This window comes from Ensifer sp. KUDG1 (genome assembly GCF_050434285.1).
In the GTDB taxonomy this organism is placed as follows: domain Bacteria; phylum Pseudomonadota; class Alphaproteobacteria; order Rhizobiales; family Rhizobiaceae; genus Ensifer.
Genome location: NZ_JBNDIG010000007.1, coordinates 291,416 through 307,428 on the forward strand (window position 1 = coordinate 291,416; position 16,013 = coordinate 307,428).

General features: G+C 63.1%; 17 protein-coding genes. 4 read left to right on the forward strand and 13 right to left on the reverse strand.

The genetic code is table 11. The annotated features are described in order from the left end of the window. Positions 1-10: 10 nt before the first annotated feature. Positions 11-397 (reverse strand): response regulator, encoded by a 387-nt coding sequence (locus M2267_RS19315; RefSeq protein WP_043611311.1) that lies wholly within the window; start codon positions 395-397, stop codon positions 11-13. A gap of 270 nt (positions 398-667) precedes the next feature. Between M2267_RS19315 and M2267_RS19320 the strand changes: the two genes are divergently transcribed. Next, entirely contained in the window at positions 668-1,180 is a 513-nt protein-coding gene (locus M2267_RS19320; protein WP_429116234.1) for a Dps family protein, read from the forward strand. Positions 1,181-1,243: 63 nt separating this feature from the next. Here M2267_RS19320 and M2267_RS19325 read toward each other — a convergent pair whose 3' ends face one another. Next, a complete protein-coding gene (locus tag M2267_RS19325) occupies positions 1,244-1,999 on the reverse strand; it encodes a Crp/Fnr family transcriptional regulator (RefSeq protein WP_429116235.1) in 756 nt (251 codons plus the stop codon). A gap of 190 nt (positions 2,000-2,189) precedes the next feature. On the opposite strand from M2267_RS19325, the gene M2267_RS19330 reads away from it, so the two are divergent. After that, positions 2,190-3,047, forward strand: coding sequence for an SDR family NAD(P)-dependent oxidoreductase (locus tag M2267_RS19330; protein ID WP_429116236.1), 858 nt, complete (start codon positions 2,190-2,192; stop codon positions 3,045-3,047). A gap of 93 nt (positions 3,048-3,140) precedes the next feature. Beyond that, on the forward strand, positions 3,141-4,697 hold the full coding sequence (locus tag M2267_RS19335) for a VOC family protein (RefSeq protein WP_429116238.1): 1,557 nt from the start codon (positions 3,141-3,143) through the stop codon (positions 4,695-4,697). A gap of 115 nt (positions 4,698-4,812) precedes the next feature. Here M2267_RS19335 and M2267_RS19340 read toward each other — a convergent pair whose 3' ends face one another. The 11 genes from M2267_RS19340 to speB all read right to left on the reverse strand — a co-directional run bounded on the left by M2267_RS19340 (position 4,813) and on the right by speB (position 14,728). After that, a complete protein-coding gene (locus tag M2267_RS19340) occupies positions 4,813-5,376 on the reverse strand; it encodes an NADPH-dependent FMN reductase (RefSeq protein WP_429116240.1) in 564 nt (187 codons plus the stop codon). 186 nt (positions 5,377-5,562) lie between these two features. After that, positions 5,563-6,516: a ring-cleaving dioxygenase gene (locus tag M2267_RS19345; RefSeq protein ID WP_429116241.1), complete on the reverse strand. Its 954-nt coding sequence runs from the start codon at positions 6,514-6,516 to the stop codon at positions 5,563-5,565. Between the two features lie 158 nt (positions 6,517-6,674). Further along, positions 6,675-7,454 (reverse strand): carbon-nitrogen hydrolase family protein, encoded by a 780-nt coding sequence (locus M2267_RS19350; protein WP_429116243.1) that lies wholly within the window; start codon positions 7,452-7,454, stop codon positions 6,675-6,677. Further along, a complete protein-coding gene (locus M2267_RS19355) occupies positions 7,451-8,251 on the reverse strand; it encodes an ABC transporter permease (RefSeq protein WP_402320380.1) in 801 nt (266 codons plus the stop codon). The genes M2267_RS19350 and M2267_RS19355 overlap by 4 nt, the downstream gene beginning before the upstream one ends. Next, positions 8,248-9,102: an ABC transporter permease gene (locus M2267_RS19360; protein WP_402320383.1), complete on the reverse strand. Its 855-nt coding sequence runs from the start codon at positions 9,100-9,102 to the stop codon at positions 8,248-8,250. The genes M2267_RS19355 and M2267_RS19360 overlap by 4 nt, the downstream gene beginning before the upstream one ends. Next, positions 9,099-10,136 (reverse strand): ABC transporter ATP-binding protein, encoded by a 1,038-nt coding sequence (locus M2267_RS19365; protein WP_429116245.1) that lies wholly within the window; start codon positions 10,134-10,136, stop codon positions 9,099-9,101. Before M2267_RS19365 ends, M2267_RS19360 begins: the two co-directional genes overlap by 4 nt. Before the next feature lie 118 nt (positions 10,137-10,254). Next, positions 10,255-11,334: an ABC transporter substrate-binding protein gene (locus tag M2267_RS19370; protein ID WP_205237987.1), complete on the reverse strand. Its 1,080-nt coding sequence runs from the start codon at positions 11,332-11,334 to the stop codon at positions 10,255-10,257. A 73-nt stretch (positions 11,335-11,407) separates the two neighbouring features. Then, positions 11,408-12,055, reverse strand: coding sequence for an amino acid ABC transporter permease (locus M2267_RS19375; protein ID WP_429116247.1), 648 nt, complete (start codon positions 12,053-12,055; stop codon positions 11,408-11,410). Next, positions 12,052-12,720, reverse strand: coding sequence for an amino acid ABC transporter permease (locus M2267_RS19380; RefSeq protein ID WP_429116248.1), 669 nt, complete (start codon positions 12,718-12,720; stop codon positions 12,052-12,054). The genes M2267_RS19375 and M2267_RS19380 overlap by 4 nt, the downstream gene beginning before the upstream one ends. Positions 12,721-12,779: 59 nt before the next feature. Further along, positions 12,780-13,574 carry a transporter substrate-binding domain-containing protein gene (locus M2267_RS19385; RefSeq protein WP_429116250.1) on the reverse strand — a complete coding sequence of 265 codons (795 nt, stop codon included), beginning with the start codon at positions 13,572-13,574 and terminating at the stop codon, positions 12,780-12,782. 92 nt (positions 13,575-13,666) lie between these two features. Further along, positions 13,667-14,728, reverse strand: a complete 1,062-nt coding sequence (gene speB / locus M2267_RS19390) for an agmatinase (RefSeq protein WP_429116252.1) — start codon at positions 14,726-14,728, stop codon at positions 13,667-13,669. Positions 14,729-14,952: 224 nt separating this feature from the next. Here speB and M2267_RS19395 point away from each other — a divergent pair, with 224 nt between their 5' ends. Next, positions 14,953-15,999 carry a LysR substrate-binding domain-containing protein gene (locus M2267_RS19395; RefSeq protein WP_043611270.1) on the forward strand — a complete coding sequence of 349 codons (1,047 nt, stop codon included), beginning with the start codon at positions 14,953-14,955 and terminating at the stop codon, positions 15,997-15,999. Positions 16,000-16,013: the final 14 nt, after the last annotated feature.

Sequence of the window (16,013 nt, forward strand, 5' to 3'; positions counted from 1 at the left end):
GACTGGATACCTAAACGTTTCTTGGCTGGATCCCGGCGGCGATCAACTGGCCGATCGATTTCTCGTTGAACGGTTTGTCGATCCGCGGAACGTGCCTGAGATAGGTCGGGAAATGCTCGGCATCGCCGTAGCCGCTGGTGAAGCCGAACGGCATGCCGCGGGCGAGCATCGCATCGGCAACCACGAAGCTCGTGTGATCGCCAAGGTTGACGTCGAGGATCGCGAAATCGAAGGCCTGGAGCGTCAGCAGTTCCAAGGCCTGGTTTGCATTTCCGGCGATCGTAACCTGCAGGATCCCGAGTGAAGAGAGGATTTCCTCGACGTCCATGGCGATGATGAAGTTGTCCTCGAGAACGAGGACCGTCCGGACGGACGGCGGAAGCTCGGCCATGTCAATGCACTCCATTTTTCACGTACAGCGACGGCAGTCATCATCGCTGCAGGCGCATTTCCAGGCGGAACGCCGTCCAGAGTCCCGGAACCTCCACTGAGGCAACGGCAACGACTGAGCTTAGGCCCCAATGGCCTGACCTCGCATTTAAAAAAGACATGTGAGCGTCGAGGACGGGATCGGGAACAACCCTTTCGTCGCGGCGTTCAACTCATGCGACGTGGCCCCCGGCCGCAAACCGCTCGACATTTCCGAAGACAGAACTGGAGCAGGAGAATGAAACAGACTGCCGCCGTGCTGAAACCCAAGGTCAGGGACGAAGAATTCGACATCGGCCTGACGAAAGCCTATCGCCAGCAGATGGCGACGGCGCTTTCCGATATCCTCGCCGATACCTACAAGCTGGTCATCAAGAGCCACATCTACCACTGGAACGTGGTCGGTCCCCTGTTCAAGCCGCTGCACGAACTGACCGAAGAGCACTACAACGCGCTGTTCAAGGCAACCGACATCATTGCCGAGCGCATCCGCGCCCTTGGGCACCTCGCGCCGGCAAAGCTTGCCGAAGCAAAAACCTTTGCCCCGAGCGCCACCTCAGTCAACCACACGACGGCGGCGGAGATGGTGGCCGACCTGATCACCAATCACGAAGCCGCGGCGCGGCGCATACGCGACGCCGGCACCAAGGCCGACGAGGACAGCGACCTCGTCACGACGGACATGCTGACCGATCGTCTCGATTTCCACGAAAAGGCGCTGTGGATGCTGCGGGCGATCATCGCCGCCTGACCGGCGCGCACTTTGAAGTCGATGCGGCTCCAGCGCCGCATCGATCGCCTATGACAGGGCGCGTCAGATGAACGGCCGCTTCGGCTCGCGCAGCCCTTCCCAGCCGGAAATCGCCAGCAGCCCATCGATATCGCGGACATTGCAGCCCTTCTCCGCCCAGCGGATCAGGCCGCGTTCGGCAAGCTTCTTCAGCGTCTTGTTGGTGTGAACGATCGAAAGGCCGAGCGTGTCGGCCACGTGCTGCTGGCTGATCGGAATGGCGACGCGGCTGTTGTTGAAGAGATCGAGCACTTCCGCCCGCTGGTAAAGGAAGGCGATGAGATAGGCGGCCCGCTCCAGCGCGGATCGTCGGCCGATGCTCAAGAGGTTTTCGTCCAGAATGCGCTCCTCGCGCGCCGCGATCCAGGTGAGATCATAGGCAAGCTCGGGGTAGTTCTCGAACAGGCGATTGAGCTTGCCGCGCTCGAAGACGCAAAGGGTGACGGGCGACAGCGCTTCGATCGAATGCTGCATCTCCCCCATCAGGCTGCCCTGCAGGCCGATCAGGTCGCCCGGCATCACATAATTGAGGATCTGGCGGCGACCGTCGTCGAGCATCTTGTAGCGAAAGCCCCAGCCGGAAAGCACGGTGAAGAGGTGGGCGCTGTGCGCGCCTTCGACGAGAATGGTCGCGCCGCCATCGACCGCCAGTTCGCCGGTCTTGAACTGCGAAACGAAGGCCAGTTCTTCACCGGTAAAGGCGCGAAAATGATCGAGCTTGCGCAAGGGACAGCTTTCGCAAGGCGTGCGCTTTTCGTTGCGGGCCGTCGTTTCGTTCATCGTTCCATCCACCACATGCGTTCGCTCGGGCTATGGCGCCCAAAACTGCAAGTAGCGCCGGCATCGCAGGTGGCAAGATACAACCCTGAAAACACTTGGTTTTCCGAAGCGTCCCCGCCGACATGCTCATGGACAGCCCGCCCTTGGCGCCCTATCTCTTGGCACTCGACCCCGCCACAGGAGCTTCGCCATGTCCCATCCTGCCTTCGCCCCCGGCAATGTCGCCGTCGTTACCGGTGCTGCGTCCGGCATCGGCCTTGCCGCCGCCCGGCACTTCGCGACGCTCGGCATGCGCGTCGTGCTCACCGACCTCGCAGGCGAGAAACTGGATAAGGCTGCAAGCGACGTTGCAGCCGCCGCCCCGGGCGGGGCACAGCACGTCACGGCGATTGCAACCGACGTGTCGCGGCTCGACGCGCTCGAAGCACTCGAACGGGAGGTGCATCGGCAACTCGGCGACGTGCATGTGCTGATGAACAATGCCGGCATCCAGCCCGGCAGCGCGATCCTTGGCCCCCTGGCGGCCTGGGAGGCCACGCTCGGGGTCAATCTCTGGAGCGTCATCAACGGTTCGCGCGTCTTTGCGTCCCGGATGATTTCTCATGGCAAGGCGGCCGTCATCATCAACACCGGCTCGAAACAGGGCATCACCACGCCGCCCGGTGACCCGGCCTACAACGTCTCCAAGGCGGGCGTGAAGGTCTTTACCGAGGCGCTGGAGCACGAACTGCGCAACACCGCCGGAAGCCAGGTGCACGCGCACCTGCTCATCCCGGGTTTCGTCTATACCGGGTTGACGGCTGGTGGCCGCACGGAAAAGCCCGCCGGCGCCTGGACGTCGGAACAGACGGTAGGCTTCATGATGGAGAGCCTGGCGCGCGGGGATTTCTACATCCTCTGCCCTGATAACGACGTGCCACGCGCGACCGACGAACGGCGTATCCTCTGGGCCGCCGGCGACATCGTCGAGAACCGGCCGCCGCTGTCGCGCTGGCATCCGAAATATGCGGATGCCTTCAAGGCATTCCTCGACAAGGATGGCGATTGATCCTCCTACGTTGACACTGCGTTCTCGGCGACCCTTCTGGTGCTGGCGGGACACATCGTGTTTTGTGGGACGACGATAATGAGGGACTAAAGAATGACGAGCGGCATCCACCACATCACCCTGATTGCCCGGAAGGTCCAGGCCAACGTCGACTTCTATGTCGGCTTTCTCGGCTTGCGCCTCGTCAAGCGGACGGGCGGCTACGAGGATGCCAACCAGCTGCACCTTTTTTACGGCGACGCCGAGGGTTCGCCCGGATCGCTCGTGACCTTCCTGATGTGGGAGGACGGCGGCCGCGGCCGCGTGGGCCATGGCCAGCCGAGCGAGATCGCCTTTGCCATCCGGCCGGAAAGCATCGGCTTCTGGCTGACCCGCGCGCTGCAGTTCAACATCGCCACATCAGGGCCGGCGCAGGAATTCGGCGAGCCGGTGCTGCGGCTCAAGGATCCGGACGGTGTCATCGTCAAGCTCATCGGCACCGAGGCGGTTTCGGGTGCAGCCCCCTGGAGCACGCGCGATATCCCTGCTGAAGACGCGATCCGCCGCCTGCGCGGCGCCACGATCCTGACCGAAAAGCCGGAGGAGTCCGTTCGCTTCCTGACGTCCCATTTCGGCTACACGGAAACCGGCGCAACCGACGCGATCCGGCGGCTCACCTCCGCCTCCGGCGATACCATCGACGTGCGCAATGCGACCGGTTTCTGGACGTCGGCTCCCGGAACCGGAACGATCGATCACATCGCTTTTCGCGCTCCGGACCGCGCGGCCGTGGAGCGGGTGCACGACGACCTGAAGCGCGACGGTGCCGGTGCAATCAACGCGCATGACCGCAAATATTTCTATTCGCTCTACGTCCGTGAACCCGGTGGGTCGCTCTATGAACTGGCCAGCGACGTTCCCGGCTTCACCGTCGACGAACCCAAGGAAACGCTGGGCACCGAGCTCTTCGTCCCCGCGCATTTTAGCGCCGCGCGCGAAGAAATGCTGCTCGCCATGCCGCAGTTCGCGCTGCCGGGAGAGCCACGGCTGACTGAGCGCGACCTGCCCTTCGTGCACCGCTTCTATCACCCTGACGTGCTCGATGACCGCACCTTCATGCTGTTGCACGGCAGCGGCGCCAACGAGACCCAGCTTCTTCATCTCGCCCACCAGGTCGACCGCGAAGCGACACTCGTCGGCATTCGCGGCCGGTCGAACGAGGAGGGAACGCCGCGCTGGTTCCGCCGCTATTCGCCGATCACCTTCGACCAAAAGGATGTGCGCTCGGAAGCCGAAGCCTTCGCTGCCTTCGTCGAAGGCGCGCGCGACGGCTACCGCATCGATCTCGAGAATACTGTCTTCATCGGCTACTCCAACGGCGCTAACCTGCTCGTGGCGCTCATGCTTTTGCATCCGGGGCTCATCCGTAATGTCGTGCTGATGCGCTCGATGCTCGTGCTTGACGACGTGCCGCCGCCGGATCTCTCGGGTACGAAGGTGCTGCTCTTGACCGGCAAGCACGACAGCTATGGAGACTTCGCTCCACGCCTCAAGGAAGAGCTCGCCCGCACTGGTACGGACCTGACCGCGGTCGAACTCGATATGGGTCACGAGATCGGTGCGCCGGATATCGCGGCCATCCAGCAGTGGCTCCAGGACAAGGGGCTCTAAAGGTCCTTCGGGCCGTTTCGGCGAACGCTTTAGGAAAGCGAACAACGCTCGCTCCCTCATGCTCGGGCTTTGCCCGAGCATTCATACCCAGTCGTGCCCGCGATATCCCAGCCGTCTATCGTGCTCCTTCTGTACCGGCAAAATCGGCAAATGCCTTGACGAAGGCGGCGAGCCGGTCGCGGGCGTCTGCATCGGTCAGCGTCCCCGTCTCATCAAAAAGCGTATCCGCCTTGGGCAGCATCAGCCGCTTGCCGGACCAGAGTTCGGCGCCGAGCGTGCGCATGATCGGTAGCCAGGCGTTCTGGCTGAGGATGGTGCCGAAATTGCCGGGCGAGCTGCCGGCAAGCGCGAAGGGCCGGCCGCGAAACACCTTGGCGATATCAGCGGAAGGCCGGCTCATCCAGTCGATGGCGTTCTTGAACACGCCGGGGATGGAGTTGTTGTATTCCGGTGTAAACAGGATGACGCCGTCGGCGGCCATCACCTTCTGCTTCAGCACCGTCACGGCATCAGGAATGCCGCTCTCCTTTTCGACGTCACCGTCATAGAGCGGAATCCCATGCAGCGTCGCGGTGTCGAACGCGACGCCATCGGGCAGATTTTCCGCGGCCGCGCGCATCAGGCCGGTGTTGAACGACGCCTTGCGCAGGCTCCCGGAAATTCCGAGGATTTTCGTCATGGGATCTGATCCTTCCTACTCCAAGTCCGTGCGGGCGCGCCTCGAAGAGCGAGGCGGCATGCGATCGATAGAGATAACGCGACAGCTGTGATGATGGGTCCGCGCGGAACCGATGTCCAACGGGATCAGGGGGATAGAGACAAAAAAGCCGGGGACGAACCCCGGCTTTTCGATCGGATCAGACCGTTAGACGAGCGGCTTCAGCCGTGCCTCGATCTGGGCGCGCTTCGGTTCCAGGAACGGTGGCAGCGACAGGCTTTCGCCAAGCGTTTCCATCGGTTCGTCGACGGCAAAACCGGGACCGTCGGTGGCGATCTCGAAGAGAACGCCATTCGGTTCGCGGAAGTAGAGCGAACGGAAGTAGTAGCGCTCGACCTCACCGCTCGACGGCAGGCGGAAGCCGTTGAGCCGTTCCGTCCACTCCGTCAGCGCCGCATTGTCAGGTGCCCGGAAGGCAACGTGATGCACGGCACCGGCGCCCTGCCGGGCAATCGGCAGACCCGGCTGAACCGCGACATGCAGTTCGGCCGCAGGACCGCCCTCACCCATGGTGAAGACATGAACCTCGCCTTCGCCATCCGGCGACGCATAGGTCCGGCCCTTGCTCATGTTCATCACATGCGTCAGGACAAGCTCGGTGTTGGTGATATCAGGCACGCTGATGGTGATCGGTCCGAGGCCCTTGATCTGATGCTCGGCCGGAACCGGGCTCTTTTCCCAGGGATGCGACGGTTCAAGACCGCCATCGTCGATCAGCCGGAAACGCTGGCCTTCACCATCCTCGAAATCAAGCGAGATGCGACCGTCAATCTCGGTGACGTCTCCGGCCGTGACCTTGAGTTGGTCGAAGCGGTCCTTCCACCAGCGAACGGTTTCGGCGCTACCGACCCGAAGGCCCGTGCGCGAGATGCTGTGCGTGCCGCGCCCTTCCGGCCCGACCGGCCAGTCGAAGAAGGTCAGGTCCGTTCCGGGCGTTGCGCGCCCGTCGGCATAGAAGAGGTGGTAGGCGGTGGTGTCGTCCTGGTTGACGGTCTTCTTGACCAGCCGCAGCCCGAGCACTTCGGTGTAGAAGCGCAGGTTTTCCGGTGCGTTGGCGGTGATCGCCGTCAGGTGATGGATCCCAGTCAGTTGCAAGCTCATGATTGCCTCCAATGCGTTGGCATTGCTGTTGAGCACCATATGGGATGTCCTATCGTTTCCGACAGTGGACCAATAGAGAACAGAACGTTCTCTCAGGTGAACAACAAACGGCCCGTCAGCGCTGTCGTCGCTGAGACGCAACTGCAATCGGCGCGCGCTCAACGGCGATTGAGATCGCCGAGATAGGTGTTTTCAAGGCGGGAGATTGCGTAGGCCTTGGGGTCGATGTCGACGAGGAGCACGGCTTCCTGCGCCGCCCCCGCCTTGGCGAGCAGCTGCCCGTCGGGTGCTGCAATGCGCGACAGCCCGGCGAAGGAGAACAGCGGGTCCGAACCGCAATGGTTGATATAGGCGACGAACACCTGGTTCTCGAAGGCGCGCGTCTGGATCATGTGCTCGGCGATGAAATCGCCGGACCAGCCCGCCGGCAGCGCCGTCGGCACCAGCACGGCTTGCGCCCCGGCGAGCGCCAGCCGCCGGACGTTCTCCGGAAACTCGACATCGTAGCAGATCAGCATGCCGCAGGTGACGCCGCGGTGCACGAAGAGCTTGGTCTCGGGACGGGGAGCCATGAAGATCGAACGTTCATAGTCGCCGTAGAGATGGGACTTGCGATAGACGACCGGTGCGGCATCGCCATCGACATAGACGGCGCTGTTATAGACGTCGCTGCCGTCGCGCTCGGCAAAGCCGGCGATGAGCGCAATGCCGGTTTCCGCCGAAATCGCCTTGAGGCGCTGAACGATCGCACCGTCAGGCGCTTCGGCGAGTGCCGTCAGCGCTTCTCCGGCGCCGTAGCCGGTGACGCCGAGCTCGGGCGTCAAAAGCAGCGTCGCCCCTTGGGCCGCGGCTTCCGCCGCAGCGCGGGCAATGCGGTCGAGATTGGCGGCGACGTCACCCGCCGCCGATTGCATCTGGAGGGCTGCGAGCTTCATCATTTTCCATCCGACGACATAGCGCCGAGCAGCTTCGGCAGGTCGCCGAAACGGGCGACAAGGCTGAAGATCACCGCGGCGGTCGTGACGAAGAGCACCGTCACCGAGGCCATGGTCGGCGTATAGCCGTAGCGCAGCGCATTGAAGATCTTGATCGGCAGCGTTTCTACCGTAAAGCCGACCGTCATGTAGGCAACGATGTACTCGTTGAGCGACAGCACGAAGGCGAAAGCATAGCCCGATACGATATAGGGCAGGATCAGCGGCAGCACGACGGTGCGGAAGATCGTGCGTTCGTCAGCCCCCATGGTCGAGGCGGCCTCGACGAGAGACCGGTCGATCGAGGTAAAGCCGAGCGACAGCGTGACCAGCGGCAGCGTCACGAAGAAGATCGCGTGGCTGACGACGGCCGTCCACGGCTGGCCGTAGAAGCCGACGGTCGCCCAGAAGGTGAGCATGCCGAGCGCGGTGATAACCGGCGGCAGCGTGAAAGGTGCGACACCCAGAAGCTGGAAGATGTTCGCCCACGGCGCGATGCGCCGCCACAGGAACCAGGAGAGCGGCAACGCGATTGCAACGGCAAGCGCTGCCGAAAGCACCGCCAGCGTCACCGAGGCGAAGAGCGCATTGCGCCATTCCGGATTGAGGAAGATCTCGCCGTACCAGGAGAGCGAAAAGCCCTGTGGCGGAAAGGCGAGCGTCTGCTTCTCGTTGACCGAAACGCCGGCAACGACGATCAGCGGCAACGACAGGAACAGGCCGATCAGGAAGAAATAGACCTTGCGGAAAATCGAGGTCATGCCGCTTCTCCCTTGCGTCCGGCAATCACGGTGAGCGCCACCAGCCCGAGCGTGACGAGCACGAGGAACACGGCCATGGCAGCGGCGAACGGCATGTTGGACTGGTAGATCGCCTGGTCCGTGATCAGCACCGAAAGCGTCCAATGCTGCGGCCGGCCGAGAAGCTGCGGCAACAGATAGGAGCCGAGCGCGAAGATGAAGACCATGATCAGCGTCGCGGTGATGGTGTTTCGCAGCGCCGGCACGACCACGGTGAAGAAGGCCCGAAGTGGCGAAGCGCCGAGTGTGCGCGCAGCCTCGGTAAGCGTCGGGTCGAGGCGGACGAGCGCCGGAAAGAGCACCAGCACCGTATAGGGGAAGGCCTGGTAGACCATGCCGGTCAGGACCGCCCCGAAGCTCGGCGTCAACGCCTTGGCTTCCGCCATGATCCCGAGCGCGACGAGGATGTTGGTAATGCCTGCGGTACGCGAAAACAGCGTCGACCAGGCAAAACCGATAATGACTTCCGACAGCGACAGGATCGACAGAAGCGCCACCAGCCAGACGACCTGCACTTTGCGCGCCATGCGCGTCAGCATGTAGGTGAAGGGCAAGGCGAGCACGACGCAGCAGATGGCGACGATGACGGCCAGCATCAGCGAGAAGCCGAGCACCCCACCGAAAAAGACCGAGAGGAAACGGGCGTAGTTGTCGAAGACGAAGGCCGGCGTATAGAAGCCGCCCTGCTGGCGCTGGAAGAAGCTGACGGCAATCATCGTGCCGAACGGCACGACGAAGAAGATCGTCAGCATCGCTGCGGGAAAGAGGAGCGGCAGATAATCGCCAAGGGTCTGGGGCGGTTCGCGTCTCATTTCTTCAGCACCACGCAGACATCGGGAGTGAGCGCGATGCCGACCTCCTGGCCGACCGAAACGTCGGGCCGGGCGCGCGGCGTCGAGACGGCGACGATCTGGTGGCCGGCGATATCGACGAAGGTTTCGATCGTGCCGCCGAGGTCACGCACGAAGGTAACCTTGCCGGTGAGTGCGCCTGCGCCGGGCGCGGTCAGGTGCACGTCTTCCGGGCGAACCGACAGCGTGCCCTTGTTGGCGCCTGCCGGCAGGGCGAGGCCGGGGATCGCCTGGCCGAGCACCACGGCACGGCCGGAACTGTCGCCCTGAACGTCGAGCAGGTTGGTCTGGCCGATGAAGTCGGCGACGAAGCTGTCGGCCGGGCGGCGATAGATTTCGATCGGCGACGCGGCCTGGCGGATCTCGCCGCCGCTCATGACGACGACGGTGTCGGCCATGGTCATCGCCTCGCGCTGGTCGTGGGTGACGACGATGGTGGTGATGCCGAGCTTCTGCTGCAGCTGGCGCAGCTCGACCTGCATCGCCTCGCGCAGCTTTGCGTCGAGCGCCGAAAGCGGCTCGTCGAGCAGGAACAGTTTCGGCGAGATCGACAGAGCGCGGGCGATCGCCACGCGCTGGCGCTGGCCGCCGGAAAGTTTGGCAACCGGCCGGTCGGCATAGCCGGAGAGATGGATCATCGCGAGAAGTTCGTCGACGCGCTTCTTCTGGTCTTCTTTTGCCGCACCGCGGATGCGCAAGGGATAGGCAATGTTTTCGCCGACGGTCAGGTGCGGAAACAGTGCCAGCGACTGGAACACCATGCCGAGATTGCGCTTATGCGTCGGCACGCGGGTGATGTCCTCGCCGTCGAGCCGGATCGCCCCGCCGGTCGGCAGATCGAGACCGGCGATCATACGCAGCAGCGTGGTCTTGCCGCAACCGGATGGTCCGAGCATGCAGACGAAGGTGCCATGCGGCACGGTCAGGTCTACATTGTTGACGGCCCTGAAGGCTCCGAATTCCTTGACGACGTTTTGAAGGGCAAGTCCGGACATTGTTTCTCCGCGGGAAAGGCCCCTCCGCCTCATGGGAGGGGTTCAGGCGGGGAGCGGCTGAAGGCCCCTCCCCGTCGTTACGCTTTGGCGCTCCCCGGCAAGCGGAGAGCAGTCGGGATCAGCCGACGATCAGCTCGGTCCACTTCTGGTTCAGCCAATCCGACTTGGTCTGGTAGAGGTCGTAGCGCGGAATGATCGGCTCGATATCCGACGAGACGGCTGCGAATTCCTTGTCGGTCAGGTCCGTGACCTCGCGCTTGACGGTCGGCGACGTGCCGACTTTCCGTGACAAAGTCGCCTGGATCGAGGGCTGGCACATGTAGTCGATGAAGATATGCGCTTCCTCGGACTTCTGCGAGGCGCGCGACAACGCCCAGCAACCGGAATCCTGGATGCCGCCTTCCTTCGGGAAGGTGGAACGAACCGGATGGCCGTCGGCAGCGGCAAGGCCGGTCACGTCGTGGTAGTATTGGCCCATCGGGATTTCGCCCGACTTCAGCGACTGCTCGAACTGCGCTTCGTCGCGGTACCAGAGGCGCACGTTCGGCTTGACTTCGGCCAGCTTGTCGAACGCCTTCAAGAGGCCCTCTTCCGTGTCGAGCGCGTTGGTGCCGCCCATGAAGGTCTTGGCCGTCACTTCGAGCAGGAACGAGTTGGAAACGAGCGCCAGCAGGCCGAGCTTGTCGGCATTTGCCGGATCCCAGAAGGCGGACCAGGAGGTCGGCGCTTCCTTGTAGACGTCGGTGTTGGTCACCAGCGTGATGTACCAGGAAACGGCACCGATGCCGGCGATGCGGCCATCCGGATACTTATTGACGAAACGGTCGAGCAGGTTCGAAGCGTTCTTCATCTTGGCGGTGTCGAGCGGGGTCCAGAGTTCGGTCGACTGCCCCTTCAGCATCGCCACCTGCGACATCATCGAGACGTCGGCCGGAGCCTGGCCGGCGCGGGCCGCCTGCTCGAGCTGGACGAGCCAGGCCTCGCCGGTCGGCTCGGCGATCGATTCGACGGCAATACCGGTTGCCTTGGTGAATTCCGGGAAGATGTTCTTGTCGAACGAGGTTTTGAAATAGCCGCCATAGACGCCGACCTTCAGCGACTTGTCCTGCGCGCGCAGGACCGACGGCATCGCCAGCATGGAGGCACCGGCAAGGCCGGCGCCGAGCAGCGTGCGGCGCTTGATGGAAGTGGTGATCATTCGCGTTCTCCTTTGTTCCGGCGGTGATCCGCCTTGTTCCCTGTTCTGTTTGATTTCTTGCACATTTTCAGTCTCAGTGCGCGGCTGTTTTGCGCTCCAGCATGCGCGAATATTGTGTCAGCGGATAACACAACACGAAGAAGATCACCGCGACCAGCCCATAGACCGTGAACGGTTCGAAGGTTGCATTATTGATCGCATTCGCGGTTCTGAGAAGCTCCTCGAAGCCGATGATCGAGGTGAGCGCCGTGCTCTTGATCAACTGCACGAGAAAGCCGACGGCCGCCGGCCGGGTGATCGCGAAGGCCTGCGGCAGGATGACGAGCCGCAACTCCTGCAGACGATGGAGCCCGAGGCTCGCACCGGCGTCCCATTGACCGCGCGGCAACGCTTCCACCCCGCCGCGCCAGATTTCGGCGAGATAGGCGCTGGCATAGAAGGTGAGCCCAAGGGCGGCGGCTGTCCAAGGCTCGATGCGGAAACCAAGCATCGGCAGGCCGAAGAACATCAGGAACAGCTGCATCAGGAGCGGTGTGCCCTGGAAGAGCGCGATATAGCCGGAACCGAAGCGCCGAGCCCAGCGGCGTTCCGAAATGCGTGCGGCGAGGATGGCAAGCCCCACGGCCGCGCCGCCGGCAAAAGCGACAGCCGACAGCAGGATCGTCCAACGCGTGGCGAAGATCAGGTTGCGCAGGATGTCCCAGAAGGTGAACTCGATCATGACACGCCCGCTCCAAGCACGCGGCGACCGCCGGCGACGAACAGCCGTCGAAGCGCCATCGACAGGCCGAGATAGATCAGCGTGACGACGAAATAGGTTTCGAATGAGCGGAAAGTGCGCGCCTGCAGAAGGTCCGCCTCATGCGCCAACTCGCGCACCGCGATCTGCGAGACGACGGCCGATTCCAGCATCATGATGATGACTTGGCTGGTGAGCGCCGGGAAAATCACCTTCAGCGCCTGCGGCAGGATGATCTTGACGAAGACCTGACGCGGCTTCAGCCCGAGCGCAAACGCCGCCTCGCTCTGCCCCTTCGGCACCGCATCAAGCCCGGCGCCGACGATCTCGGTCGTATAGGCCGCCATGTTGAGCGCCATGGCGACGATGGCCGCGACGATCGGGTCGAGCCTTATGCCGAGGCTCGGCAGGCCGAAATAGATGAAGAACAGCTGCACCAGGAACGGCGTGTTCCTGACGACTTCGACGTAAACGGCCACCGCCTTGCGCAGGACGCCGTAGCGGCTGCGGCGGGCGGCGGCGAAGAGAATACTGATCAGGATGCCGAGCACCGTGGTGCAGGCGATCAGGAACACGGTCATGGCCGCGCCATGGGCGATTGCGCCCGCGGCGTCCTTGAGCCAACCGAAGCTGAGGCCGTAGCCCATCGTCGCAACCTTTCCTCAAGTGGGCCGCGAGGGGATCGCCCCCGCGGCCACCGAGCTTGTTAGTCCTTGAGGTTGTCGGGGTCGAGCGGCGTCTTCAGCCAGGCCTCCGAGCTCGCGTTCAACTTGCCGTCCGAGAGCATCTTGGCAACGGAGTCGTTGACCGCCTTCTTCAGGCCATCCTCGCTCTTGTTGAGGCCGATGTGCGACGGCGAGGTCAAGAGCTGGAACTTCTGTTCCGGCTTCAACGCCTCCTGACGGGCCAGCACCTGGGCGCCGACGTCGTTGCCGACCACCATCAGCTGGGTCTGGCCGGAGATGAAGGCCTGGATGACAGCATTGTAGTTGTCGAAGCGCTGGATGTCGGCACTGGCCGGCGCCGCCTCGGTGAGCGAGGTGTCTTCGAGCGTCCCGCGGTTAACGGCGATGGTCTTCTCGGCGAGGTCCTCCTTGCCGGCGACCTTCAGCTCTGCCGGGCCGATGACGGCAATGTAGTAAGGCGCGTAGGCCGCGGCAAAATCGATGACCTCGGCGCGTTCCTTGGAGAAGCCGACGCTCATCAGGATGTCGACGCGCTTGTCGTTGAGATAGGGAATGCGGTTCTGGCCGGTGACGCTGACCAGATTGAGCTTGACGCCAAGGTCATCGGCGATCTGCTGCGCCACGTCGACATCGTAGCCCTTGATGCTCATGTCGGCGCTGGCCGAGGAGAAGGGCGGGAAGTCCGAGAAGATGCCGACATTGATCTGGCCGGCGGACTTGATGTCGGCGAGCGCATCGGCCTTGGCGATGCCGGCGGCGGCCCCAAGCATCAGGGCGGCGGCGAAGGCTGTCTTCAGTTTGGTATGGATCGTCATGGTAATTCCCCTACCCGGAAGCTTTGTGATTGTGCAGTCTGGTGGTCGGCCGCCGTTTCCGGTCCGGCAGCCGACGAACCCTTAGTCAGGCCTCAAGCCGCCTTGCCGGTGATCGCCGGGCTGAAGACCATGAGGCTCAGGATTTCGAAGAGCACCTGCGCGCCCGCATGGGCCGTGTTGGTGGTCGAGTCATACTGCGGCGCCACTTCGACGACGTCGCCGCCGACGAGGTTGATGCCCTTGAGGCCACGGATCAATTCCAGCACTTCGCGGGTGGTCAGACCGCCGACTTCCGGCGTGCCGGTACCCGGCGCGAAGGACGGATCGAGACTGTCGATGTCGAAGGACAGATAGGTCGGGCCGTCGCCGACGATCTTCTTCGCTTTCTCGATGATCGCGGGAATGCCGAGGCCGGTCACCTCTTCGGCGTGGATCACGGTCATGCCGGACTCGTAGGAGAACTCCCAGAGATATTCGGCCGAGCCGCGGATGCCGATCTGCACGACGCGCGTCGGGTCGAGCACACCGTCGAGCACGGCGTTGCGGAACGGGCCACCGTGGTGGAACTTGGTGAGGTCGTAGGCACCGCCGGTGTCGCAATGGGCGTCGATGTGGATCATACCGACCGGGCGCTTCTTGCCGACGGCCTTGAGGATCGGATGGGTGATCGAATGGTCGCCACCGACCGACAGCGGCAGAACGCCGGCATCGACGATCTGGTTGATGCGCTTTTCGATGTCGTCGTGGCTGAGTTCCAGCCGGTAGCGGCTCTGGAACGGCACGTCGCCGATGTCGGCGACGCGCAGTTCCTGCACCGGCGTGCAGCCGAGCACGTGGTTATAGGGGCCGATGCGCTCGATCGTGCGCAGCGCCCGGGGTCCGAAACGCGAGCCCGGACGGTTGGTGACACCGAGATCCATTGGAATGCCGACCATCGCCACCTGCAGATTGCCGAAATCCGGGTTCTCCGCATCGACGGGCATATGCGGCGCGGTCAGGAACGTCGGGATGCCGGAATAGGGCGCAAGGCGCGTGCCGCTCTTGTTGAAGATCTTGTCGGCAACCTTGCGGAAGGTCGGGTCGAACAATTCGCCGCCATGGCTTTCGCCATACTTTGCCTTCAGTTCGGCAAGCTTGTTGTCGTTCCAGGCCATCGATTCAATCCTCCGTCTTCCATAGCCTGAGGCATGCGCGCGAAGGCGCCACAGATATCTGTCTGCGGAAGGGGCCGGCTCGTCCGGCGCGTTCATGTTCCCCAGGCGTTTTCGCCTTTGTTGACGAATATTAGGCGGCAATTCCCCTAGAAAATCAATTGACATTGTTATAGCGTTTCGTGTGAGAAAAATTCACATGATAGCAACCGACGGAACGCCTCGATTTGTCCAGCCGCCTGCCTCCCTTGAACCCCTTGCGCGCCTTCGAAGCGACGGCGCGGCGGGGCTCCGTTTCGGCCGCGGCGCGTGAACTCAACGTCACCCATGGCGCGATCAGCCATCAGATCCGGGCACTCGAACTCTCGGTCAAGGCGGCGCTGTTTGAGCGCGGCGGCAAGCGGCTGAAACTGACACCGCAGGGCGCATTGCTGCTGCCGGCGGTCACCCACGCCTTTGCCGAAATCGCCGCGGCAACGGCGGCGATGACGCGGCCGACGACGAGCGGCGAACTCAGGATCACCTGCGTCCCGGCGCTCTTGTCCTTCTGGCTGATCCCGCGGCTGCATCTCTTCACCGAGCAGTATCCGGACGTGCGGCTGACGTTGATCGCCTCCAATGACGAGGCCTACCTGCATTCGCCCGATGTCGACGTCTGCCTGATCTACGGTGACGGCAATTGGTCCGGTGCCTGGGCAAAACTCTGGAGCCGGTTGGAACTTTTCCCTGTCGTCAGCCCAACGCTGCTCAACATGCGGCCCTTGCGCTCGGTGCGGGACCTGCGCGACCACGTGATGCTGCATGGCGACGATGGACGCGAGTGGAACACCTGGCTGGCGGCGGCTGATGCCAGCGACCTGCAGCGCGGCCAGCAGCATTTCATGAGCGACGCGCGGCTTTCGACCGAAGCAGCGCTGCATAACCAGGGCGTCGCACTCGGCGATACGATCACCGCCGGCAGCCTGATCGCGCGCGGCGAGTTGATCGCCCCCTTCGACTTGACGGTGCCCGCCAACGACGCCTTCTTCGTCGCCTGCCGCAACGAGGTGCTGGCGGCACCGATCGTGCGCATTTTCATCGACTGGATGTTCGAAACACTCGAAAGCGACCCGATGCCGGAACTGCAGACATCGGCGCGCACGATTATTCGCAGCCGCACCTCGAAATCCGAGCCGACTGATCGTAAATCGGAGAAGAACGGTTTTCAGCCGGTTTCGGCGCCGAGCCATGCTCGCCGCACCGATCGTCCGCAGAAACGCAAAGCCAAGGCCTAACCACAGGAAGACCA